Raw genomic sequence first — 23,645 nt, 5'->3', positions numbered from 1 at the left:
ATCAAAAACAGCTCTTTCAAAAGCCATCATTTGAGCATGAAGCGGCGGGCACTCAGAATTTGGAGCGTAGTACATTACTATTATCCGACCACCACATTTTCCTTTGAGGGCGGGAAATTAGCAATTTATGATGGCATAGGGAAATGAACGCTGCAAATTAACGCCATTTACATGCCGCTACGCCAAATCTGGCGCTGCCGTAAGTCGAAAATTTTTTAATAGTGGCGAGCCACTGTTTTCCTTCGCGCCCAACTGGCCGGGGCTAGTTGAACATTTTAAAGCAATTGTTATAGCGGGACGTTTTGCGCCGCCGCTGAGCTTCCTTGCTGTCCTCAAAATTAATTGTGAGGGAAAGCTCGTGGGTACCTCCGGTATTGCCCAACGTCAGGCTGTTCAGCGTGAGGTCAAAGCTATAACCGAAGCGGAAGACACCGTAACGGACGCCAAAAAGGGCAATCGCTGCATCGGCATTATTAATAGTGTGCCGGTACCAGGCACCTCCAAAAAAACTTCCGACCCCAAAATACGCACCTCCGTTGATTTGTGCAAACTCTCCCTGCCTTACGGCAAGGAAGTTCGGAGATACAAACGCACTATTGCGGCTATTATTGCCTGTAATCAGAGGGATTTGCCAGCCACCATGCAGCGTAATGCGCAACGGCAGGCCCGCTCCCAGGTTTTCGTTAATATCAAGAAGGCTTTCGTCCGGGCTGTTCAGGTGTTTCAGGGACAGGCCGGCATAGGCATTTTCGCTATTGAACAGCAGTCCTGCTCCGATATCAACTGCGGTATTATTGAGGTTAACCGGCCGCTGTTCCTCTGTAGGGGTAGGCACGCCGCCCCCGCCGGAAGCGCCCGTGATGGGGTCCAGCTGGTCCAGAAAAATGAGCTGATCCCAATCGAGGCTCGACTGAATCATCCCGGCTTCCACCCCGATGCGGACAGCAGAGGTCCGGTTAATTTTGATGCGGTAGCTGTACACCCCATGAAAACGAGTGGTATTGTAGATGCCGTTGCCTGCATCATCGCCAAGAACAACGATCCCAAAACCGCTGTTCAAATCCTCCAGAGACTGCTCATAAGCTACCGAGTAAGTTTCATAACCGCCCTCGTAATCCGCCCACTGATTGCGGTAATTCAAAGTAATACGGGGCGCAAAAGTCGTACCCGCAAAAGCCGGATTAACCTGCATGGGGGCCGCAAAAAACTGACTGAACACCGGGTCCTGCGCATTAAGCGCCGTTGCCGTCAGTATTGAACAAAAAAGTATGGTGAGTAGTCTTCCCATTAGGCTGTTTATTGGTCAATTGGCTCCCACAGCGGGAGAAATCATGTGGAGGCGACATTTTAACCCTTCTTAACAAGCAATACGCCCAGACCTCCGCCGTTTTCTTGACAAATCTTGTTATTTTAACAGAAGGTTCAGGCAACATACCAAATTTTTCGAAACTGGTTCGGCATGAGACTGTTAATTTTACGGCTTAGCTAATTGCTTGACAAAAGAACTGCCCAACTTTTCAAAGAAGTATACTATGAAAATTTTTAACACCCTGTGTTTATTTCTGATCCTGGGAGCGCCGCTCCGGGCGCAGCTGCCTATGGAAATGGCTCAAGAACTGGACTGGACATCCGAGCCGCAGCGCGTTCTGGCCGATGGCCGGGTAGCGTATTACTGGTCCTTTGATGGAGCCATTCAGGGCGATGATGTCCTGCCACTTTTTTATCAGCGCTTCAAGGTGGAAGGGCAGGGACAAATCCGGGTGGAGGTGCTGGATGCCTCCTATAATCCCTTTGATTGGGAAAAAGCACCGCTGGCTGCGGAAAACCTGGGCGAACAGCTGAACTTTGAAACCCGGGTCAACCGCCACCGGGAAGGATATTACGGCAGCCTGAGCTTCGTGCCCATCATAAAAAGCGGTAGCCGTTACGAGCGGCTCAGCAGCTTTAGACTACGCATCAGTTTCCGGCCGGACCCGGGCAGCAACATCGCTTTCCGCGGGCCCAACAATACCGAGACCTCCAAGCTGAGCGATGGCGATATTTATAAAATTGCCGTTACCGAAACAGGCATGCATAAGCTGACCTACTCCTTCCTGAAGGATGAGCTGGGCATGGACATTGACAACATCGACCCGGCCCGGATTCAACTACTAGGCATACCGGGCGGACAGTTGCCCTATTACTCTGAAGCCCCGAGAACAGATGACCTCGCAGAATTGCCCATCTGGATATCAGGAGGCAATGACGGCAGCTTTGACAATGGCGATTATCTGGTATTCTACGGGCAAGGGGCCAGCATATGGGCTTACGATGAGGCCGAACGGAAGTTCTTCTGGCAGCAGAACCCCTACGATAAAGCCAATTACTACTTTATAAAGGCAGGCAGCAACAACGGGCAGCGCATTGCAGAGCAGCCTTCATTGAGCAATACGGCCTACACCACTTCCACTTACAACAACCGTAGCGTCTTTGAGCCGGAAGAAATCAACATCTTCCATGAGTGGTCCAAAACACAGGGCGCCGGCAAGGCATGGTTTGGCGATCACTTTAAGGTTGCCCGGGAATATACTTACCCGGACCTGTTTCAGTTTGACAACCTCGTACAAACCGAACCCGTCTATGTGGATGCCCGGCTTGCATTGCGTGCCCGGATTCGCTCTTCCTTCCTGATGGATGTGGCAGGGCAGACCCTGGAGAGCAACCTGGCAGATTCCACCCCCGCCATTAATACCTCTTCTGACAATACGTCTCAGTATGCCCGCTACGCCAGAATATCCGATTCTATTTTCGTGAACCGCAACAGCAGCGACGTCACCCTTCGTTACCCCTTCCCACAGGGCAGTGGGGATGACAGTGAGGGGTGGGTCGATTGGGTGCAGTTTAACGTGCGGTGCAATTTGATCTACAGCTTTACCGGCGGTCAAACGGCATTCCGCGACATCGAAACCCTGAATTACCCTTCCTCCACCTTTGAGCTGCAGAATGCCAGTGAAAACCTGCAAGTGTGGGATGTAACAGCACCTTTGCAGCCCCGGGCGCAACAGTACAGCCTCTCGGGCAACATCCTGCGGTTTGGCGTGGAAACCGGCAGCCTCCTCGAATTCGTGGCTTTTGACCCCACTGACAACCTGTTCGTCCCTGAAGCTATTGGGGAGGTACCCAATCAGAATGTACACGGCATCACTGACGCCGATATGATCATGATCTATCACCCCGACTTTGAGGCAGGAGCATTGCGCCTGGCTGAACATCGGGCCAATTTTAATAACATCTCCATCGAGCTGGTCACCCCAGAGCAGATTTTCAATGAATTTGGCGGAGGCCGGGCGGAACCTACAGCGATCCGCGACTTCTGCCGGATGCTTTACGACCGGTCCGATCAATTCAAATACTTGCTACTGGTGGGGGATGCCTCCTTCGACAACCGGGATATTTATGAGCTGGGCGGCAATTTTGTGCCCTCCTATCAGGATGACAGCCTCCACCCGGTATTTGCTTACCCTACGGATGACCTGTACGCGGTGCTTTACGGCAGCAGCTCCAATGACCCGTTGCGGGGCGACCTGAATATTTCGGTCGGCCGGCTGCCGGTAAAGTCCAATCAGGAACTGGAAGGCATCATTGACAAAATTGTCTACTACGATGAAAATGCAAGCACCCTCGGAGACTGGCGCAACCAATTGGTTTTTGTAGCCGATGATGGAGACAACAATACACATCAACGGGACGCAGATGATGTTGCGCAGACGGTTCAGGCTCAGGCCCCGTTCATGAACCTCGAAAAGATTTACCTGGACGCTTTCCCTGAAGAGTCAACGCCCGGTGGAGAGCGCTCCCCACTGGCTACCGAACAGCTCAACCGGTCTGTCTTCCAAGGTGCGTTTGCCGTAACCTACCTGGGCCATGGCGGCCCTAAAGGCTGGGCGCAGGAACGGGTGCTCAACATTTCAGACATCCTGGGCTGGGACAACAAAAACAATATGCCTATTATTATTACCGCTACCTGTACCTTCACCGGGTTTGATGACCCCTCCTTCGTATCTGCGGGAGAGGAAGTAGTGCTTAACCCACAGGGAGGAGCACCGGCGCTGATGACTACCGTACGTGCGGTTTTCACAGGTGGAAATAAGCGCCTGACGGCCAATGCTATGGAATACATTCTATCAAAGTCGGAGGAAGGGCTACCCTACACGGTGGGAGAAGCGTATCTGCTTGGGAAAAACCAAACGGACGATACGGATAACACCCGAAAATTCACCCTCATCGGTGACCCGGCCATGCCTTTGGCGCTGCCCCGGTACAACGTAGCCACCACTTCCATCAATGGAGTGCCCATCAACCCACAGGAATCTCTGCGCAGCGATACCCTGCGGGCCTTGCAAAAAGTAACGATTGCTGGAGTCGTACTGGATAATAGTGGTAATGTGGATAATGACTTCAACGGCATCGTCTACCCCACCTTGTTCGACAAAGCGCAAATCGTAAGTACCCTGGGGCAGGGCGAGAACAGTGTATTTAATTACCGCATACAGAATAATGTCATTTTCCGGGGCCGGGCTTCGGTCAGCAACGGGCAGTTCGAATTCACCTTTGTAGTTCCTAAGGATATCAACTACGAGCTGGGCAGCGGCAAAATCAGCTACTACGCGGCTGATGAAAGCCGGATGCTCGATGCCGCCGGGGCTTACGAAGCCATACAAATCGGAGGGACCGACCCGAATGCCATAGCCGATGACATGGGCCCGCAGGTGGAAGTGTATATGAACACCGAAGACTTTGTGTTCGGCAGCGTGGTAGACCCCAAACCGACCCTTCTCGTAAAACTCAGCGATGACAACGGCATCAACGTAGTAGGCAACAGTATCGGCCACGACTTGGAGGGCGTACTGAATGAGGATACACAAAATGCGCTGCTCCTCAACGACTTCTACGAGTCGGAGCTCGATGACTATACCAAAGGGACTGTGCGCTACCCGATGAATGAGCTGCCCGAGGGCCGTCACCGCATTGAGGTCAAAGCCTGGGATGTGGCCAATAATTCCGCGACAGGCTATACAGAATTTGTCGTCGCCGGATCGGGAGAGGTCGCCCTGCAGCATGTACTCAACTATCCCAACCCGTTTACCGACCGCACCTGCTTTCAGTTTGACCACAACCTGGCCAATCAGGAAGTCGACGTGCTGATCCAAATTTATACCGTTGCCGGCCGCCTGGTCAAAACCCTGCAGCAAACGATGGTCACTGATGGTGCCCTGCGGCAGGACGACTGCATTGAGTGGGATGGCCGGGACGACTTTGGCGATCAGCTGGCCCGGGGCGTTTACTTATACAAAGTGAAGGTAAGAGCACTGGGCACCGGTTTGCAGGCACGCACCGGCGAGAGCGAGTTCGAGAAGCTCGTTATTTTGAAATAATTTGCAATATGTTAATTTTTTTAACTCCTGAAATGCAACCTTTGGTACGCCGTTTGTAGTATGTATTTCAATGAGACCCGATCCTCCCATGATAAGGTCTTGTCAGGAAACACCCCCTACTAGTCTACAAACTTGTATATTTGCAACATCAATTGGAAAAACCGTGAGCGTCTCATGAAAAATTTACTCTTTAAACAACTCCTTCTGCCCGTAGCGGCCCTGTTTATTTTCGTTGGGCAAGCGGACGCACAGTGCTACGAAGAAGAAGGCCGGTTCTACAACCTTGACGGTACGCCTTGTACGAATACCGTTGTTTCTGCCGTCCCATTCCTGCGTATCGTCGCGGATGCCCGTTCGGGTGCGATGGGCGATGCAGGGATTGCCATATCTCCGGATGCCAATGCCATCCACTTTAATGCCTCCAAGCTGGTTTTTGCCGAAGAAACCTTCGCCATGTCAGCAACCTATACGCCCTGGCTGCAAAACCTGGGGCTGAATGATGTCTACCTTGCATACCTGACCGGCTTTTACAAGCTGGATGACTTGCAGACGCTCGGCTTTGGCCTGCGTTATTTCTCGTTGGGTAGTATTCAGTTTACCGACCAAAATGGTGAGCCGCTCGCTGTGGGCCAACCAAACGAATTTGAAGTTTCTGCCGCTTATGCCCGTAAACTCACAGACAACTTCTCTGCCTCCCTTACGGGTAAGTTCATCTACTCAAACCTCGCTGCCGGTCAGCAGGTGGAAGGTGGCGAAACCATTGAGCCGGGGGTTGCCGGGGCTGCTGACGTAGCCTTTACCTACCGCACAGACATAGACACCGACCGCGGTGATTCAGAGCTTATGATAGGGGTGGCATTGACCAATATCGGGTCGCGTATTACTTACACCAACTCTGTTGTACGGGACTTTCTGCCTGCCAACTTTGGCCTGGGTGCTGCGTACACTATGGAGCTGGACGAATACAATACACTAACGTTTACTACCGATGTCAATAAACTGATGGTCCCTACCCCTTGTCAGGGAGATGGTTGTGACGAAACCGGTGAAATCGGGATCGACGATTACCGGGAACAGTCTTCAATCAGCGGTATTTTCTCTTCCTTTAGTGATGCGCCGGAAGGCTTCCGGGAGGAGCTTACGGAGCTGATGTACTCCTTCGGCGTTGAATACTGGTACGATCAGCAGTTTGCTGTACGTGCGGGTTATTTCAATGAACACCTACAAAAAGGTGGACGTAAGTACCTGACTGTAGGGTTGGGCCTGAAGTACAATATTTTTGGGCTGAACTTCTCTTACCTCGTACCGACCACCAATCAGCGGAACCCGTTGGACAATACCCTGCGGTTCTCTTTGCTGTTTGACTTTGGCGCAATGGGCGAGCTCGAATAAGCAAAGTAGCGATCAAGACAAAGAAAGCCCGGCACTTCACATGGAGTACCGGGCTTTTTGTTTTTGCTGCCGGCCTGTAAGCCGGATTCTGTATCCCGGTTGTACCGGAACCTCTGTCATTTATCTAGCCCTGTCCTCACGGGCAGGGTCGAGCTGCCTACCCCTCCCGAATCACCGGAGTGAGCTGAGCGAGCAACTCAGCCGGGCGTATGCCCGATCGGGATGTACGTGACATTTCAACCCACGAGGTTTACCCCTCCGCTTTGTTGCCAAAGCAGAGCGTGCGCTCTTACCGCACGTTTTCACCCTTGCCCGCCGAAGCCTCGGCGAAGGCGGGCTTGCCCACCTGCCAACAGCTACGGTATAGGCGGTATAGCTTTCTGTGGCACTTTCTGTCCCCGGCGTAAGCCGAAGCCCACCCGTTAGGTGGCGTGGCGCTCTACGTTGTCCGGACTTTCCTCACCTGCCGGGCGTACCCGGCAACCGCGACAGAGCAGCCGGCAGCAGCAGGCAATGTACAACTTTTTCCTCAATGCTATGCTTTCCAGGGCGACAGCAGGTCTGCGATTTTGCGGTCATTGCTCAAACGGGGGACTTTGTTCTGCCCGCCCAGCTTGCCTTGCGTTTTCATATAATTTCGAAAGGCATCCTTTTGCATGACCTGAATTTTGAGCGGCCGAAGGATATTCCCGTCGATCAGGTCCTGGTAATAGATATTTTGCTGCACCATTTCCCGGTCCAGATCAGCAGCAAACTGCTCCAGGTCATCCGGGGCTTCCTGAAACTCCACGAACCACTCATGGTAAGGGGTACCACCCTCAGGCGGGCTCACCTGCGGAGCTACGGTGTATTCTACCACCCGCACCTGATGCCGGGCCGCTGCCGCATTCATGGCTTCTTCCACTTCCTTGCCGATAACGTGCTCGCCAAAAGCCGAGATATAATGCTTCACCCGGCCGGAAACCACAAGACGGTAAGGGTCTTTGGAAACAAACTGCACGGTGTCGCCGATATTATAGCCCCAAAGCCCGGCATTATTATTAATGATGAGTACGTAGTTCACGCCTACTTCCACCTCATCCAGCCAAAGGCGGCGCGGATGGTCGCTATGGATGTCCTCCAACGGGATAAATTCAAAGAAAATACCGGAGTCAGCATTGAGCAAAAGCCCGGGCTCCGTTTGCGAATCCTGGAAAGCGATGAACCCTTCGGAGGCCGGATAGGTCTCCACACTATCTATGCGCTCACCCACCAGGTTCTCCAGGGCTGCACGGTAAGGCTCAAAATTGACGCCGCCGTAAACAAACATGGAGTAATTGGGGAATACCTCCTTCACAGTGCGCTTGCCCGTGCGCTCCAGCAGACGCTCGTAGTACATCTGCACCCATGGCGGAATACCGCTGATGAGGCGCATATCTGCCTGCATGGTTTCGTCTATAATCCGCTCCAGTTTTTCTTCCCACTCCTCTATGCAATTGGTCTTGTAGCTCGGCAGCTGATTGGTGCGCAGCCAACCGGGCACTTCATGGTTGACGATGCCAGAAAGCCGGCCGGTAGGAATGCCCCCCACCTCTTCCAGCTCCGGGCTGCCGGACAGAAAAATCATTTTGCCATCCAAAAAGCGGCCATTGCCGGTGCGGGCATAGTAGTTGAACAGGGCATTGCGGGCAGACCCGAAGTGGTTGGGCATGCTGTCTTTGGTCAGCGGAATGTACTTGACGCCGGAAGTCGTGCCGGAGGTTTTGGCAAAATACTTAGGCAAGCCCGGCCAGAGCACGTCCTTTTCCCCTTGCTTAATGCGTTCCACATAAGGCTTCAGCGCCTCGTAGTCCCGTACCGGCACCTGATCACGGAAAGCCTCGTAAGGCATTCCCGCCTTCAACTGATGGTCTCGGCCGAAACGCGTATGCTGCCCCCTGGCCAGCAATTGTTGGAAGACTTTGCGCTGAGCACCTACCCCATCCGCGGACCAGCGGTCGATATCGCGGGCAATTTTTTTTGCAAATGGCTTGAGAAGGAAAGACTTAAACCCCATACGTATCAGAATTTCCTGCAAAGGTAGTACAAATCAGAAAGGGCACAGCCTGTGCCGCACCCTTTCAAGATATAACTATGCGAATTTTTCTTACTCTCTTAAATCCTCAACGTAGTAGTCAGGATAATCAGATTTATTGAAGGCAAAGTGCCCGGCGGGGAAGCGCTTATTAGGAACAAGGCTGTCAAGGCTGAGCTTATAGCGGGACCCATCGCGCCCAAAAGCTGTCACACTAACCACATCCTTGCTCGCTTTGCTGACATTCATGCGCAGCTTAGTATACTCCGCATTGCGGTCCATGGGCTTAAACTCAATCTGCTGAACGACCTGCCCCGCTTCCCGTGCTTCACCGGTAATGAAGTAGGCAAAATCGCCATGATCATAGAAATTAAGCAGGGACTCCGGAGAAAGGACCATGCCCCCCATCTCTGCCTCATCGGGCATATTGTTGATTTGAACCTCCTTATTGTGGTCGAAAATCATCCACAGCGTTTCCCCATCGGAAATGACGGTCTGACTCGCCATGCTCATGCGGAATTTATCACCCTGCTTGGCAATTTTCCCTTTTTGAGATTCAGTAGGCTCCTCCGGGAACGTGATATCAAGTGTAAAATCGGCTCCAAGGGATTCCAGGCTCTCGAAGCGCTTCCGGATTTCATCCAGAATGGCCTTGGCGCGCGGGTCAGAATCTTCGGCACTGCTTACTGTATTGTCCTGGGCGAAAGCCGGCAAGAGATAAGCCAGGAATGCGGCGGAAAAGAGCAATTTCTTCATGTATGTCTGTCTTATGGTTTGTCCTTAAACGGGCAAATTACGCCGTTTATTGACCGCCTAACAAGAGCATTGGGGTTAAAGTTTTTTTAAAGGTGAGCGCTGAAGGCCGTGATCGGCCGGCTTGGATAGCAAGCCATAGTCACGCCCGGCGTACGGCTTGTTCTTTTCCGAAACCTTTTGCCCTGTGCCGCGTTTAGGAATAAGCCCACCAATCGTACCATCATTTATTAAGGATATATTCAATCTGAATGGAGCGTTCCACATCTCTACAGGAGCAGGGTGTTGTTGATGCACTCGCCCATAAGCTTAAAAAGCACGGTTATGACTGGCTGCCCAGGCTGCATCAGTTCAGGCGGAGCTCAAAGAATGGGTTTAGCTGCCTGATTTTGTCCTCCAGCCCGGCTAGTTCGGGCAGTATTATGGAAGCGCATGTCGGGCTGCGCATTGATGATGTAGAGAACCTGGCTTTTCCGTTCACCAATGGGCTGCCTGGGTTTCAGCCGGATAGCATGACGCTGGTCACTCCGATGGCACGGCTATATGATCAGCGCTTCCAGCGGCTCAACGTCAAAGATGAAAAAGACCAGGAAGCAGCTGCACTGTTGTTCGGTACGCAGCTGGAAGAAGCAGGTCTGCCATTTTTTGAAGCCTACAGTACGCCCTCAGCCCTTGACCAACTCTTCAACGAGGCCCCATCGGAAACGTTGCCTCTGGTCCACAATCAAATCAACCGCTGTTTTCGTGGTATAGTGCTGGCAAGGTTAACGCAACGGCCGGACTTTGAAGATATCGTACAAAATTATACTGCAGCGTTGGAAGGCCGCTTTTTCGCACCTGCTCCCACCCTTGCCAAATTTGAAAGGCTGGCTGCATTCCTCCGGCATTATTCTATGAATTAAGCCATACGGACGTCTGCCCCTAAACGTAAATTACCGGTCTGGAGTCAGCACCGGGCTCAAAAACAATTCCGGCACTTTCCAGTTTAAAGGGTACAATTTGCAAACGCTACCTTATGCTTGTAGAAGATCAGAATATCATCACCATTGCTTACGATTTACGGGAAGGCCATGCTAAAGGGCCTTTGCTGGAGCGCATGGACCCTAACTGGCCATTCAAGTTTTACTTCGGGAGCGGAAAGTTGCTTCCTGCCTTTGAGGAACAACTCAGAGGGCTTGAAGAAGGTGAAAGCTTCGAATTCACGCTCACTCCGGAAGAAGCCTACGGTCCGGTGGAAGAAGGGAATATTATTGAAGTGCCGCGGTCTGCATTTCAGGGGCTGGGCGACAACGTCCTTATTGCCGGCAACTATGTCACCCTGACGGACGACCTTGGCGATACCCACAACGGAAAGATTCTATCCTGGACAGCAGAAAAAGTGAAGGTAGACTTCAATCATGAGATGGCCGGCCGCACGCTTCACTTCTCCGGTGTGGTTCTTCACGTCCGTGAGGCGACTCTTGACGAGCACATTCGCAAGAACTATATTGAGGAAGACGGCGTCAGAAACTAATCTCAAAAACACGAACGCAGCGCATGCCAACTACGCTTACCAATACATCCGTGCGACAGAAAACAGCACAATTGCTCAAGGGACTTTGCAACGGTCTGTACGAGCGGGAGCAGTCCATCAAACTTGCCCTGTTAAGTACCGTAGCGGGTGAGAGCATCTTCCTGCTCGGCCCTCCGGGAGTTGGCAAAAGCCTCATTGCCCGCAGGCTCAAATATGCTTTCCGCGATGGCACGAGCTTCGAGTACCTCATGAGCAAGTTTAGCACGCCCGACGAGATTTTCGGCCCGGTGTCTATTAAAAAATTAAAGGAAGAGGACCGGTACGAGCGCCAAACCAAAAATTATCTGCCCAGTGCCAATATTGTCTTCCTGGACGAGATCTGGAAAGCCGGGCCTGCAATTCAGAATGCCCTGCTCACGATTCTCAATGAGAAAATCTACCGCAACGGGGGCGAAGACTACAAAGTAGACATCCGCGGCATTATCACTGCCTCCAATGAGCTGCCTCCGGGCAACAGCAGCCTCGACCCGATATGGGACCGCTTTCTCATCAGGCTGGAGATGGGCAACATCCGGCAGTTTAAGAACTTCCTGAACATGATCACGGACACGAAAGATGTGTACGAAGATGATGTGCCGGAAGACGTAAAGCTCACCGTAAACGAACTGGAGGCATGGAGCAAGGAAATTGATGCCATAGAAGTCCCCGCGGAGGTTCTAAATACCATACAGGTTGTCAAGATTAAGATTGAGGAGCACAACGCCCGGTCTGCAGGCGCTGACCGCCTGATCGATGTGCATGACCGGCGCTGGAAAAAGATTGTCCGCCTGCTGCGCACTTCCGCCTTCCTCAATGGCCGCAGCAAAGTTGACCTTATGGACTGTTTCCTGATGGTGCACTGCCTTTGGAGTCAGCCCGGGCAGACCGATAAGATCCGGGAGATCGTAACGGAGTCTATCCGCCGCCATGGCTACACAATGGCCGTCAACCTGCAAATGATCAAACGGGAAACCCAAGATTTTGAGGAGGATGTCGATCGGGAAATCCGGGTGCGCCATACCGTTACCGAAGCACAACTGCAGCCGATCAAAGATGAGTACTACGAGCTCGTTAAGGAAGACGATAAATTCGATGGCGTACTCCTCAGCGTGAAGCAGTTCAACCAACTGCAACTGGACACCCCGCAAGTGACCAACTTTTATGACCGCGAATTCAACCTCGTCAACCGGCTGAAAGCCCAGAAAAGCAGCCAGCAATTCACCGTTGAAGTATTCTACAACTCTGAGCGCTATGCTTACCCTTTACGTACGCGCAAGGCAGAACGGACCGAGGTGATTACCAAAAAGCCGCATCATATTGTGCAGCAGCACTGGGACGAGCGCCACCAACGGCTAATGGCCTACATCACCCAACAGGAAGAGAAAATACAGTCTCAGGCACCTGATGAGCTCAACCATCTGGAAGACAACCTCTTCGTGCACAAAGACCACAGCGAGGTAGTAACCCGCAACCTGGAGGAGGTGCGTGAAGCCCTGGAACAGCTAAAGCTGCGCCTGGAAAAAGTCCAGTACGCCTACACTAATATCTAGACACGGGATTGATCTTTTGCGCCCTGAGGGTCGTTAACAGCCAATTGCGTTCTGCCAGTGGCTTGGTCTGTTCTATCTCCCGGATGAGCTTCTCCTTTTTCTGGTCGGAATTGACCTTTAGGATTTGGTGAAGGAGTTTACAGAAGTTGAGGCAGGTTTGCTGGTAGGTGCTGGAAAGCCCCTTATTTCGTTGCAAAAACTTTGTAAAGGAAGCCAGGTAAGAAAGCACGGACTCCATTTGATCGAGTTCATAAAATGTCTTGATCAGGATCATTCGGGAGCCCAGGTTGTAGTATGGGTCAGAAAAAGAAAGGTGCTGGAGATGGTCTAACACTTCATTGTAGCGCATTCTGGAGAAGTAAAGATCTGCCAGGTTGAAATGAAAAGCATCCTCATAAAACTTAGGAGCGAGGTACTTTTTATAGTCATGGATAAACGCTTCCGTCCATTCATACCGATTTTGCAGTAAGGCTAGCTTTACCACATTGGTATAGGTCCAGTGCGACAAATAACCTCCGTTGAAAAGGTATTGCTTATCAATGGCTCTTCGATATAAATCCAATACTTTGGAGGTGTATTCATCTTTGCCGCTCCTGATTTTTCTTACCCCGAAATTGATCGCATAGGTGAAAATCTCATCCATTTCATCTTTATGTATTTCGGCCTCATAACGATCGATAAACTTCAGAAGATCATCAAAATAATTCTCTCCATCAGCACCTTGGGTCCTGATCGTCTTATAAATACTTAGAAATATCCGGATGATCGGCGAGGCAGGCGGATCTTCGATCAAAGCATTAACTAAGCGATCTGTAATAGTAGACACTTGAAAATTCCCCTTGACCACTAACTCCCAGCTTAATAAAGCACAGGCGTACTTTAAAATTTGGAGATAATAGTAATTATTGAGTTGGTCATATACATTTTGCATGCTAGGGTCAAAGCGCCGAACTTTTTGATTGGAAAAATGAATCATCTCTATTTCAGCAAACTGATAGCGCTGCATCGCCAACTTGGAAGAGTATAGATTTGTGTCGAGTGACTTGTCCACTTTACGCTTTATAAATTCATAGTGCTTTTGCAGTTTCTTTTCTGAGAGCTCAAGAAGTGTAAAGCGGGAATTTTGAAACTCGTCCTTTCCAAAACGTTCAACAGCCAGGAACTGCTCAGCAAGTTTTAATAGGTAGTTCATCAAATACCCCATTCGCTGCCCATCAAATGGCACTCCCGGATAACACTGCGCAAAAACCTCCTCTTTGCTAAGCTCCATATCTGGGTTTTCATTGAGAAAAAGCCCCAATGAGATCACTTCGTCATTTTTATTAAAATATGGCGAATCGATGAACTCGACAAACCTTTTCCAATCTGAAGGATTGAATGTTAAAAGCAATTGACCTAACTTACTCGTTCGCACTACGGTAAACTTTTTTTATTTTTGTTTTCGCCCCCCTGCTTTTAAAATTCTTTAAAAAACCGATTCAATCAAATTAAAATAAAATATAATTTGATTTAAACAAACGGCTAACAATCAGTTCTTTACAAATTCAAACACAACATAATCAATCAAGAAGGGCTGAAACCAGGCTGAAAAATAGCAAAAAATGTACTTGCCAACCGATTTTCCCTCCTCTATATTTGTAAGCGTAAAGAAAAAACAACATCCCGTGAAGTTTCCAAAAGCACATATCAGAACAGTCATCGGGGCATTACTGTGCTTATTTTTAGGCATCAGCAGCCCGCTGACCGGTCAGCAAGTTTGGCCGGGGGATGTTTCTGGTAACGGTATTGTGGATCATCAGGATGTGCTTTTCTGGGCATACGCCAGGAATAGAACAGGTGCAATGCGCCCCAACGCTAGTACCGAATTTGTAGGTCAGGAAATCCCGGCAGACAGCTTATTTTCATGGTCTGGAACATTTCCAAATACGGATCGTAGCCTGGCATTTGCAGATTGCGATGGAAATGGAATTGTGAATGACCTGGATCTACTAACCATCGATCAAAACTATTTTTTAGCCGTTAGTGGTGAAACGACCTCTGATCAATTTACTCTCGGTGATAATCCTATTGGCAGTCAACTTGTTTTAGGGGATGATGCAACTATAGATATTACCGCTGGTCAGCCGACTTCAATCCCTTTAAATTTGGCGACTCAAAGTACTCAGCCAATAGAGCTAAGCTACTTGGGCTTTCAACTTAACTACGGCACAGAACTTATTGCAGAAACTCCTGAGGGCAATTTACTATTAACCATGAGTTTTGATATAGATGGAAACGAGTGGCTAACAGAAACCGGAGAAAATGTAAAGGTTTTCGTTCATCATCATGAAGATTTGGGCTTCTCGGATATTGCATTATACATGGACTCCCCAAATGATTTTGTGACTGGTACCGGAGCAATGGCGGAGTTCACGATTGTTGTTGAAGAGGTGGTCTTCGGATTACAGGACATCAACATTACGAATCCACTGATTCTAAATAGCAAATTCAAGCTTCCGGGATATGTTGGCAGCCAAGGCATCACGATCAATCTGGTCGGCAAGCCTGTAAGCACAGATGAGCAAATGCTTCCTTCGGGTGCGGTTATGGTTTTCCCGAACCCGGTCAACACAGGTGTGCTGCACGCACAGCTTCGCAGTGATCAGCCGGGAATGATAAAGCAAATGGAATTATTCGATCAAACCGGGCGGCTTGTTAGCAGCTGTGCGCCCAATGCACGCAATGGGCAGCTTAACGCCAATGTACTCCCTGCAGGGCTTTACCTGCTAAAGGTTAAAACGGATAAGGGCGTACAAGTGATGAAGATACAAGCAACACGATGAAATACTACAGGTGCAAACGAGCACCTGATGATATACAAAAGAGAGCTTTGAGAGACTATCCGATTCTCATAATAAGGGGGGCTGGGAAGCCAGCTCCTTTTTTTCGAATCGGATCCGAACTAACTTAGTTTTACACGCTTCTTGTTTAAAATACTCTCCGGCAAGATCCGGAGAGTACTTTCTAGGAAATCTGATACCTTTTTTGGAACCTACCCCACTGTTTTTACCCTTTTCGGTTCCAAATACTTAAGAATAGACTGTTTAAACCTGGAAACTTAGACATTTGATTAGCTGACCCCAAGAGGGTCAGCTTTTTTTTTGCCTTGACTTTACCCTTATTGATAATACTCTTATCTTCCCTCCCGTCCCAATACCCAAACTACCACAAGGCATGAAGTATCCCTTATTTCTTGGAGCACTCCTCCTGCTAACTCATCTTGCATTGGGGCAACAACGCTGGGCCGTAGGAGGAATTGCAGGGACGACCGTCCTTCAGGGAGATTTATCCAGCTCCAGGTTCGGCGACTTTGACAAAATGGGGGTGGTTGCCGGCGGGCAGCTGCGTTACCAGTTCCAGCCTCATTTCGCCCTCAGGCTGCAAGGCATCTCAGGCGACCTGGTTGGTGATGACGGAAACAACAGAGGGATTGCATTCCGGACACTCTTTACTGAAGGCAGCACACTACTGGAGTGGCACTTTCTGCAGCACGAATACCATACTTCAAGGTGGTCTCCTTATCTGGGGCTGGGCGTGGGGCTAACCTTTTTTGAACCCAGAGTAGACTTCTTTAAAAACCGGCCTGAAGGCAGCATACCTCCCGGTGCAGAGGCTGACATAAGAGCCGATAAAGGGAGCCCGCAGTGGGTCATCCCTGGTTGCCTGGGATTTACTTTCGCTATGAATGATCATTGGCAACTGGGCACCGAGGCGAATCTGCGTGCCAGCTTTTCTGATTACCTGGACGGTGTCAGCCAGGCGGCCAATCCGGAGTTCAGCGATTGGTACTTAACCACTACCCTGTCACTGACCTACACCTGGGGTGTAACGGACCTTGATGGGGATGGAGTACCAGACGAATCAGACCGTTGCCCGGACCAATTTGGAAGTGCCAAGTTCCAAGGATGCCCCGACTCCGATAATGACGGCATACCGGACCCCGATGATGCCTGCCCCAATCAATCCGGTTATCTCGACGGGTGCCCCGATAGCGATACAGATGGGGTACCGGATTTCATTGATCAGTGCCCCTACCGCCCCGGACCGCCACAGCAGGCCGGATGCCCGAATACAGATACGGATGCCGATGGGGTGCCGGACGAAGAAGACAAATGCCCAGAACGCCCCGGGCCCGCTTCAAGAGCAGGGTGCCCCCCGGAAGATATCGACCACGATGGCATTACCGATGAGCACGACCAATGCCCCAAAATTGCGGGCACGCGAGCCCATTTTGGATGCCCTACGCTCTCCCCTCCTGAGTTTTATGACTTCGAGAGCCTTTATTTTTCTGAAGGTGCAATCCAGCTCAACCCCACTCAGCAGCAATACCTGCGCGAAATAGCCAGCCGGCTGATGGCCCAACCCGGCCAACTCCTGCTATTGCAGGGGGTCGCAACAGGAGCAGAAGGTTTGGAAGTTGCCCGAAACCGTACAGAGCAGGCCTATAACTACCTCTTATCCTGGGGAGTAAGCAAAAGCCGGATCAATTACGGTGTTTACCTTATTACCCCTCAGCCTGGAAAAGAAACAGCAGCCAGAAGGGTTAGCCTTCAATTCATCAAAGAATAGAGGGCACTGAACTAATCAAAAACTCATACTGTTTCTTTCCATCAAAACAGCGTGTATGTCACTAAAACCTAGTCAGCGTTCCAGAGCCCAGGAATCACGGGCAGCTATTCAACGGCTCTACATTGCTATGCGCCATCTCTTCATACGGGGGAATTACAAGCCCCTGGGCGTTTCCGGTGAAGCCATTATTGAGGCGCTCACACAATTGCGGCCTGAGATATACGGCTCTATTAATGACCCTGAGCGGGTGGAACTTGATGGGCTGCTATATGTTTTTCAACGATTGCCCAGGGGTATTGAGGAATGCCGGTATATCAAACTCATTTCCCGGGAAGGCTTTGAGGACAGCAACTTTGAACCCATTGTCCCCAGCAAGCGCCGCCGCAACAGCTACCGGATTGACGAAGCACAGATGTACATTGAGATGACCAGAGGGCGAAGCGATATCTACGATATCCTCACGCATCTGACCTTTATGTATATTGAAGCCGAAAAAATCAGGCGCAACAGCGAAGACCATAAGCAGCGCAAACGGCGAGAATGGGAGATGCTGGAGAAAATTGTAGCCAAGGAGGAAAAAGGAGAAGAATACAACAAAGAAATAGCCTACACTTACCTCAGTACCCTGCTGGGCCGTACCTACGAGGAAACGGTGCAAGCCTGTCAACGATTCTCCAGAGCTTCCGATGTCAATAGCGTTTTTCACATCACCTACTGGCTGGGCAAGCTTGCCTCTGAAGAAGCCAAAGCGGAAAGCGACCGGGAAATCAGCTTCTCCTCCGCACTTCGCGAAAAGATCGGCCACCACTACTACGGAGACCTCTGGGCCCGAAATATCAAGTCGGCTTTGTTGGAACATAACCTTCTGAACCGCCCCCTACACATCATTAGCGCCAACCTGCATAGCGTGATGAACACCCTCTATGCCAAGGCGGCACTCCGAACAAAGAATGAGATTGAGGACCTTGCCCGCGAACTGAGCGAACCCGTTAACAAAGAGATGCGCCAACGCGTGCATAAATACGCCGTCCGCAACGGCATGATACAAATTGATGACACCAGCGGCACCAACATATCTGTACAAATTATTGATACAGCCCAGCTCAACCTATCCAGCCTACCCGCCGAATTGAAAAAAGACGAAGCACACATCACCAACGAGAAGCCGGTCATCCTGGTGATGGATTATGCGTTTGGCGAACAGGCATACGAAACGATGGACGAGCTCCTGAAACCCTTCGAGCAGGATAACGGCGAGGAAATCCCTGTTAATGTCCAATCCATTGCCATTATGGGAAAGGCCGGTATTCTGGAAGGCGGCAAGGGGGATATTATGATCCCGGATGCCCACGTTTTTGAAGGGACAGCCGACAACTACCCGATCGAAAATGAGCTAAGCTTAGAAGACTTTCAGGACAGGGGGCTACGGGTATTCTCCGGGCCTATGATCACCGTGATGGGCACATCGCTTCAAAACCGGGACATACTGCGGTACTTCCTAAAATCCTCCTGGAAAGCCGCCGGGCTGGAAATGGAGGGCGCCCATTACCAAAAAGCGATACAGGCTGCCTCTAAAATCCGAAAAAGCATCAATGAGGAAGTCTCTCTGCGGTATGCCTACTACGCTTCGGATAACCCTCTGATTTCCGGTCAAACACTGGCTTCAGGCAGTCTCGGTGCGGATGGGGTCAAACCCACCTATCTTATTACCATTCAATTTTTAAACCGGATTCTGAGCCCGGCAGTTGTAAAACCTGAGCTTACAAATCAGTCTGCTCGGTAACGCCGGCTCCACCAATAAGAGATAGCCCCGACCAAAAGGTTGGCAGCGCCCATCAGGCTTTCCCCAGGTTGGTCATAAATCAGTACTCCAATTACCCATACGCTGATAGCCAAAAAGATAATTTGCACCCAAGGGTAGCCAGGGCTGCTATACCCTGCCTTGCCATCACGCCAGCGCATCCATAGCAACCCGGCTACAGCCAGCGTTGTAAATAGCTGCAACACGAAACCGCTGTACAGAAAAACCCGGTCAAAAGGGCTCGTCAATACCATAAACAGACTGATGCCGGCCTGCATCCAAACCGCGCGTACCGGTACCCCACTCGCATTATCCTTTGCAAAAAAATGCCAGATGGAAAAATCATCCGCCATGGCGCGGACGACTCTGGGGCCCACCCAGATATTGGCACTGATGCTCGAAATCAAAAAAAGGGAGATGAACAAGGATATCAATTGCCCGCCTGTAGCGCCAAATAGGATATGGGCAACGATTTTCCCCACCTCAATTTGCCCATCAAGCTGCTGAACCGAGGCTTGGTACAGGAAGCCGGCCTGCAGCAGCACATAGAGCAAGCTCACGACAAGTGTACCAAGAATAAGCGCTTTTGGAAGATTGACAGCAGGCGTTCGGATTTCTTCTACGATATAAGCGGCTGCATTCCATCCAGAGAACGAATAGGTCACATAAACCAGCCCGACCATAAAGGCAGAGGTACCAATTTCCAGCTCAAAAGAAGCCTCGGAAAGGGCCGTACCTTCCGGCGCGGGCAGTACAAAGCAGGCTATAATAAAAACCAACATCAAGAGCAGCTTCACTGCCGTAGCTCCATTCTGAAAATTACTGCTCTGCCGGATGCTGAAGGAGTGCGCCAGGGAAATCAGCACAATCACGCCTACCGCCAGGAATTCAGGTCTGACCGGCAGAAAATCCTGAGCATACTGCCCCATAGCCATGGCTGCCAGTGCCACCGAAGCAGCAAAACCAACCGTAAGCGATACCCATCCGGCAAGGTAGCCTAAGAACGGGTGATAAATATGATAAAGGAAATTATACTCCCCACCTGACTTAGGCAGGCGGGTCCCCAATTCTGCATAGCTAAAAGCGCCCATCAGTGCGATCAGCCCTCCCAGCACCCACAATAAAAGAACAGACCATACACTATCGATCTTTTCGATTTGCAGCCCAAGGCTGGTGAACACCCCAGTCCCGATCATATTGGCCACGACGATAGCCGCAGCACTTATCCATCCTATTTTCCGACCGTTAGAGGCGTGCATTTTTATTGCGTTCGATGCTGAACAATGATCATAGTTCGATTGCTGTGAACAGATAAAGGTATCAATATTAGCGTCAGCAGGCTTACTTGTATTTCGTCTGTAACGAAACGATAACATATTACCAGCCGATACTATGGTTTTCCATCTAAAACATCGCCCCTGCTACACTATCCGAAAGCAGAACACCTTATCTTTAGCTGGCTGCCCAGGATTGGCCGTACGTCATTTGGGTAAATGCAAGGATAGACCGGTTTCCCTATCCCGGACTACTTACTGACCAACGATCTTAAAAACAGTTCACGATGTCCCCACAAAACCTGACTTTCAAAAATTCAGAAGGTGTTTCTCTTTCGGCACGGCTGGAGCTGCCGGCTCATCAGCATCCGCATACCTATGCCCTGTTTGCCCATTGTTTTACCTGCAGCAAGCAATTTACCGCCGTACGAAATATCGCCCGGGCACTAACCCTTGAAGGTGTCGGAGTGCTTTCCTTTGACTTCACAGGGCTGGGAGAAAGCGAGGGAGACTTTGCAGACACCAATTTCTCTTCAAATATCGAGGATTTGGTGCAGGCCGCCGCTTTTTTAGCGGATGAATATGAGGCACCTGCCCTGCTGATCGGGCATTCTCTTGGGGGGGCTGCTGTGCTGCGCGCGGCCCATGAAATCCCCTCCGTAAAAGCGGTAGTAACCATTGGTGCGCCGGATGCCCCCGACCACGTGCAGCACTTATTCAGCGATCAAACGGACGCCATAGAATCCGAGGGCCTGGCTGAAGTTAAGATTGCCGATCGCCCGTTTACGGTAAAAAAGCAGTTTCTGGAGGACATCCGGACGCACAATCTGGAGCCCTACATCAAGCGGTTAGACCGGGCGCTGCTCGTACTCCATTCTCCTCAGGATACAATAGTGGGCATCGAAAATGCCAGAAAGATATACGAAGCGGCTATGCACCCTAAAAGCTATATCTCACTTGATGGCGCTGACCACCTACTGACGCAAAAAAAGGATAGCCGGTATGTTGGGAATGTCATCGCTTCCTGGGCAGAACGGTACCTGGATTTCGAAGAACGCGGCGCACTCCGTTCAGATAAAGATGTTGCAGCCCGGCTGGGTCAGGCGGATGCATTCACCACAGAGATCACCGTGCGCAAGCACGGCCTGACAGCCGATGAGCCCCCGGAGGTCGGAGGGAATGATTTTGGGCCCTCACCGTACGAACTTTTGTCGGCAGGTTTGGGTGCCTGCACCGCGATGACGCTGCGCATGTATGCCAAGCGGAAAAAATGGCCCCTGGAAGAGGTGATTGTCCACTTGGAGCACAGTAAGAATCATGCAGAAGATTGCCAGAACCCTGACCAGCCGGACAGTAAGATTGACCATTTCGAGCTCTCCCTGGAACTCAACGGCCCGCTCTCCGAAGACCAAAGAGCTCGGATGCTTGAAATTGCTAAAAAATGCCCTGTTCACCGTACGCTACATGACCCCGTCAAAATAGCCGCACGGCTAAAAAAATAGCGATCGGCAAAAGTGCAGAGCCCCGGCACCAAATGGCTACCGGGGCTCTGACATCTAAATTACTGGCTTTTAAAGACTGGAATTACCGAAGCAGGGTGATGTTGCCCTGACGCGTGAAAACCTGGTCTGGCTCGCCTTCTTCACCCGGGCAGATAATTCTCATGTAATATCCGTAAACATCAGGTGGCAGATCTTCTCCGCCAAAGGAACCATCCCAGCATAGGTTCTGCATATCGTTACTGCGGAATACTTCTTGTCCCCAACGGTTGTAAATCATGAGCTCTATCTCAGAGAACTGATCCATGACCTCACTGCGCACGCATACCAGATCGTTGTTCTGATCCCCGTTTGGTGTGAAAGCATCGGCGATAAACACTTTTTCCACCTCACAGCGCTCACAGGTACCTACATCCACTGTGGTGGTTAAGGTATCCCGGCAAACCTCTCCGGTTACGATCACCTGATAAGTGGATGGGCGTAGTGGTTCTGCATCGGTTATCGCTGCATCGGGGTTGGTCAACCGGTCATCCGGTGTCCATTCGTAAGTGCAGTTATCACAACCGACAACCTCCAGCGTGGCAAAATCCCCGGTACAAATTGAGGTATCGCCACCAACAATCGCGAGGTCGAGGGTTTCCACTTCAATCTCAATGCTGGCTGTATCCATCGCACAGGCATTTTCCGCTACAGCGATATAAGATACCAGCCCTGCACGATCGGGCGTTACCGCAATCACGGCTCCTTCTCCTATGAATTCAAAGGCTTCGTCATACCAGGAAATGGTAGCGGCCACATCCTCAGGGTCAAGGACTGCTTCGAGGCTGGCTTCATCGCCCAGACAAATCAGCAGGGAAGGCGTGTTGATTTCCAGCATCAAATCTTCAGGCACATATTCCACGACAATGGTATCGCTGGTTACACAGCCCAATTCAATTGGGTTGGCGATGTAAATGCTGGAGCCGGGCTGAGGCAAAACTTCTATAGAAATGGCTGTATCAATGACATTCCCCTCCCCATCGGTCCACACCACAGCTTGCCCAAGCGGTGCCAGGGCATCCAATTGAATGGCAGCGGAATCGCAAACCACCAGAGTGTCCACGGAAGGAATAATTTCAATAGCAGCACTATCAATCGTCACCTGAACCAGTGTGTCAGCAACTACGCCACAACCATTAGTTGCCTCGAAAATGAATGATGCGGTGCCTGCTTCTGCCCCAACGAGCACCAGGTCTTCGTTGATAGCTACCGTATCTCCATTTTCATCCTGCCAAACGAAGGGATAGTCGTAGTCTCCAACTGCTACACTGAGTGTATCGTTCAGACATAGGAGTACGGTATCAGGCAGATTCGGTGGCAGTACCGGTGGAATCGTATCCACCATTACAGTTACCGTATCTGAGATGATGCAATCCAGTCCGGGAACATTTGCAATGTATTGGCTGATACCTACCGGTGGCGTTACACAAAGCTCACCACCTGTACCCAACAGCGTGCCTTCAAGATCAGTCCACTCTATGCATTCCTCTGGCAAACCAGTCACCGTAGCCGTTAGGCAGGTATCCATCTCTACCGGAGCACATAGCAAGACATCTACATCTGGCTGCGCATCGACCGTCTGCTCCGGCACGACGTATACAATTACCTGGGCTGATGTCATGCCGCAGGCGTTCACTGCCCCGAACTCGTAGCAGAACTCGCCGGCCTGATCGCCCAGAATGATAATCTCGTCATTGGCTACCGGGATCT

General features: G+C 50.8%; 15 protein-coding genes and 1 other RNA gene. 9 read left to right on the top strand and 7 right to left on the bottom strand.

Going from position 1 to position 23,645, the window contains the following annotated elements; translation table 11 throughout:
• Positions 1-262 precede the first annotated feature (262 nt).
• Positions 263-1,288 carry a type IX secretion system membrane protein PorP/SprF gene (locus MRY86_RS07895; RefSeq protein WP_293563355.1) on the bottom strand — a complete coding sequence of 342 codons (1,026 nt, stop codon included), beginning with the start codon at positions 1,286-1,288 and terminating at the stop codon, positions 263-265.
• A 244-nt stretch (positions 1,289-1,532) separates the two neighbouring features.
• Between MRY86_RS07895 and porU the strand changes: the two genes are divergently transcribed.
• Together porU and porV are read left to right on the top strand one after the other, a co-directional pair.
• Entirely contained in the window at positions 1,533-5,414 is a 3,882-nt protein-coding gene (gene porU / locus MRY86_RS07890; RefSeq protein ID WP_293563356.1) for a type IX secretion system sortase PorU, read from the top strand.
• Positions 5,415-5,588: 174 nt separating this feature from the next.
• Entirely contained in the window at positions 5,589-6,806 is a 1,218-nt protein-coding gene (porV, locus tag MRY86_RS07885) for a type IX secretion system outer membrane channel protein PorV (RefSeq protein WP_293563357.1), read from the top strand.
• Between the two features lie 61 nt (positions 6,807-6,867).
• On the opposite strand, the gene rnpB is transcribed toward porV, so the two are convergent.
• From rnpB to MRY86_RS07870, 3 genes are all read right to left on the bottom strand, one after another.
• Positions 6,868-7,311: RNase P RNA component class A (rnpB, locus tag MRY86_RS07880), an RNA gene on the bottom strand.
• Between the two features lie 30 nt (positions 7,312-7,341).
• Positions 7,342-8,841, bottom strand: coding sequence for a GH3 auxin-responsive promoter family protein (locus MRY86_RS07875; protein WP_044216729.1), 1,500 nt, complete (start codon positions 8,839-8,841; stop codon positions 7,342-7,344).
• Between the two features lie 90 nt (positions 8,842-8,931).
• Positions 8,932-9,615 carry an outer membrane lipoprotein carrier protein LolA gene (locus MRY86_RS07870; protein WP_293563358.1) on the bottom strand — a complete coding sequence of 228 codons (684 nt, stop codon included), beginning with the start codon at positions 9,613-9,615 and terminating at the stop codon, positions 8,932-8,934.
• A gap of 248 nt (positions 9,616-9,863) precedes the next feature.
• Here MRY86_RS07870 and MRY86_RS07865 point away from each other — a divergent pair, with 248 nt between their 5' ends.
• From MRY86_RS07865 to MRY86_RS07855, 3 genes are all read left to right on the top strand, one after another.
• Positions 9,864-10,514 (top strand): hypothetical protein, encoded by a 651-nt coding sequence (locus tag MRY86_RS07865; protein WP_293563359.1) that lies wholly within the window; start codon positions 9,864-9,866, stop codon positions 10,512-10,514.
• Between the two features lie 113 nt (positions 10,515-10,627).
• Positions 10,628-11,125 (top strand): FKBP-type peptidyl-prolyl cis-trans isomerase, encoded by a 498-nt coding sequence (locus MRY86_RS07860; protein WP_293563360.1) that lies wholly within the window; start codon positions 10,628-10,630, stop codon positions 11,123-11,125.
• A gap of 23 nt (positions 11,126-11,148) precedes the next feature.
• Positions 11,149-12,714, top strand: coding sequence for an AAA family ATPase (locus MRY86_RS07855; RefSeq protein ID WP_293571208.1), 1,566 nt, complete (start codon positions 11,149-11,151; stop codon positions 12,712-12,714).
• On the opposite strand, the gene MRY86_RS07850 is transcribed toward MRY86_RS07855, so the two are convergent.
• Positions 12,704-14,128, bottom strand: a complete 1,425-nt coding sequence (locus tag MRY86_RS07850) for a hypothetical protein (protein ID WP_293567652.1) — start codon at positions 14,126-14,128, stop codon at positions 12,704-12,706. The genes MRY86_RS07855 and MRY86_RS07850 overlap by 11 nt on opposite strands.
• Before the next feature lie 187 nt (positions 14,129-14,315).
• On the opposite strand from MRY86_RS07850, the gene MRY86_RS07845 reads away from it, so the two are divergent.
• From MRY86_RS07845 to MRY86_RS07835, 3 genes are all read left to right on the top strand, one after another.
• A complete protein-coding gene (locus tag MRY86_RS07845) occupies positions 14,316-15,536 on the top strand; it encodes a T9SS type A sorting domain-containing protein (RefSeq protein WP_293567653.1) in 1,221 nt (406 codons plus the stop codon).
• 391 nt (positions 15,537-15,927) lie between these two features.
• A complete protein-coding gene (locus MRY86_RS07840) occupies positions 15,928-17,322 on the top strand; it encodes a DUF6089 family protein (RefSeq protein WP_293563169.1) in 1,395 nt (464 codons plus the stop codon).
• A gap of 55 nt (positions 17,323-17,377) precedes the next feature.
• Entirely contained in the window at positions 17,378-19,105 is a 1,728-nt protein-coding gene (locus tag MRY86_RS07835; RefSeq protein ID WP_293563170.1) for a hypothetical protein, read from the top strand.
• Here the strand turns inward: MRY86_RS07835 and MRY86_RS07830 are convergent.
• Complete coding sequence (locus MRY86_RS07830; RefSeq protein ID WP_293563171.1) at positions 19,090-20,382, bottom strand: amino acid permease; 1,293 nt, start codon at positions 20,380-20,382, stop codon at positions 19,090-19,092. The genes MRY86_RS07835 and MRY86_RS07830 overlap by 16 nt on opposite strands.
• A 302-nt stretch (positions 20,383-20,684) precedes the next feature.
• On the opposite strand from MRY86_RS07830, the gene MRY86_RS07825 reads away from it, so the two are divergent.
• On the top strand, positions 20,685-21,899 hold the full coding sequence (locus tag MRY86_RS07825; RefSeq protein ID WP_293563172.1) for a bifunctional alpha/beta hydrolase/OsmC family protein: 1,215 nt from the start codon (positions 20,685-20,687) through the stop codon (positions 21,897-21,899).
• 82 nt (positions 21,900-21,981) lie between these two features.
• Here the strand turns inward: MRY86_RS07825 and MRY86_RS07820 are convergent.
• On the bottom strand, positions 21,982-23,645 hold a 1,664-nt coding region (locus MRY86_RS07820), incomplete at its 5' end, for a gliding motility-associated C-terminal domain-containing protein (RefSeq protein ID WP_293571206.1).

The organism is Phaeodactylibacter sp. (assembly GCF_022763345.1).
Taxonomy (GTDB): Bacteria; Bacteroidota; Bacteroidia; order Chitinophagales; family Saprospiraceae; genus Phaeodactylibacter.
This window is presented reverse-complemented; position numbering and strand designations above follow the sequence as displayed.

What these genes read in the sequence shown, in the direction of transcription:
- porV (WP_293563357.1), top strand. Translation starts at nt 5,589, where the DNA reads ATGAAAAATTTACTCTTTAAACAACTCCTTCTGCCCGTAGCGGCCCTG.
- MRY86_RS07875 (WP_044216729.1), bottom strand. Translation starts at nt 8,841, where the DNA reads ATGGGGTTTAAGTCTTTCCTTCTCAAGCCATTTGCAAAAAAAATTGCC.
- MRY86_RS07855 (WP_293571208.1), top strand. Translation starts at nt 11,149, where the DNA reads ATGCCAACTACGCTTACCAATACATCCGTGCGACAGAAAACAGCACAA.
- MRY86_RS07835 (WP_293563170.1), top strand. Translation starts at nt 17,378, where the DNA reads ATGTCACTAAAACCTAGTCAGCGTTCCAGAGCCCAGGAATCACGGGCA.
- MRY86_RS07830 (WP_293563171.1), bottom strand. Translation starts at nt 20,382, where the DNA reads ATGCACGCCTCTAACGGTCGGAAAATAGGATGGATAAGTGCTGCGGCT.
- MRY86_RS07865 (WP_293563359.1), top strand. Translation starts at nt 9,864, where the DNA reads ATGGAGCGTTCCACATCTCTACAGGAGCAGGGTGTTGTTGATGCACTC.
- MRY86_RS07895 (WP_293563355.1), bottom strand. Translation starts at nt 1,288, where the DNA reads ATGGGAAGACTACTCACCATACTTTTTTGTTCAATACTGACGGCAACG.
- MRY86_RS07845 (WP_293567653.1), top strand. Translation starts at nt 14,316, where the DNA reads ATGTACTTGCCAACCGATTTTCCCTCCTCTATATTTGTAAGCGTAAAG.
- MRY86_RS07825 (WP_293563172.1), top strand. Translation starts at nt 20,685, where the DNA reads ATGTCCCCACAAAACCTGACTTTCAAAAATTCAGAAGGTGTTTCTCTT.
- porU (WP_293563356.1), top strand. Translation starts at nt 1,533, where the DNA reads ATGAAAATTTTTAACACCCTGTGTTTATTTCTGATCCTGGGAGCGCCG.
- MRY86_RS07860 (WP_293563360.1), top strand. Translation starts at nt 10,628, where the DNA reads ATGCTTGTAGAAGATCAGAATATCATCACCATTGCTTACGATTTACGG.
- MRY86_RS07840 (WP_293563169.1), top strand. Translation starts at nt 15,928, where the DNA reads ATGAAGTATCCCTTATTTCTTGGAGCACTCCTCCTGCTAACTCATCTT.
- MRY86_RS07870 (WP_293563358.1), bottom strand. Translation starts at nt 9,615, where the DNA reads ATGAAGAAATTGCTCTTTTCCGCCGCATTCCTGGCTTATCTCTTGCCG.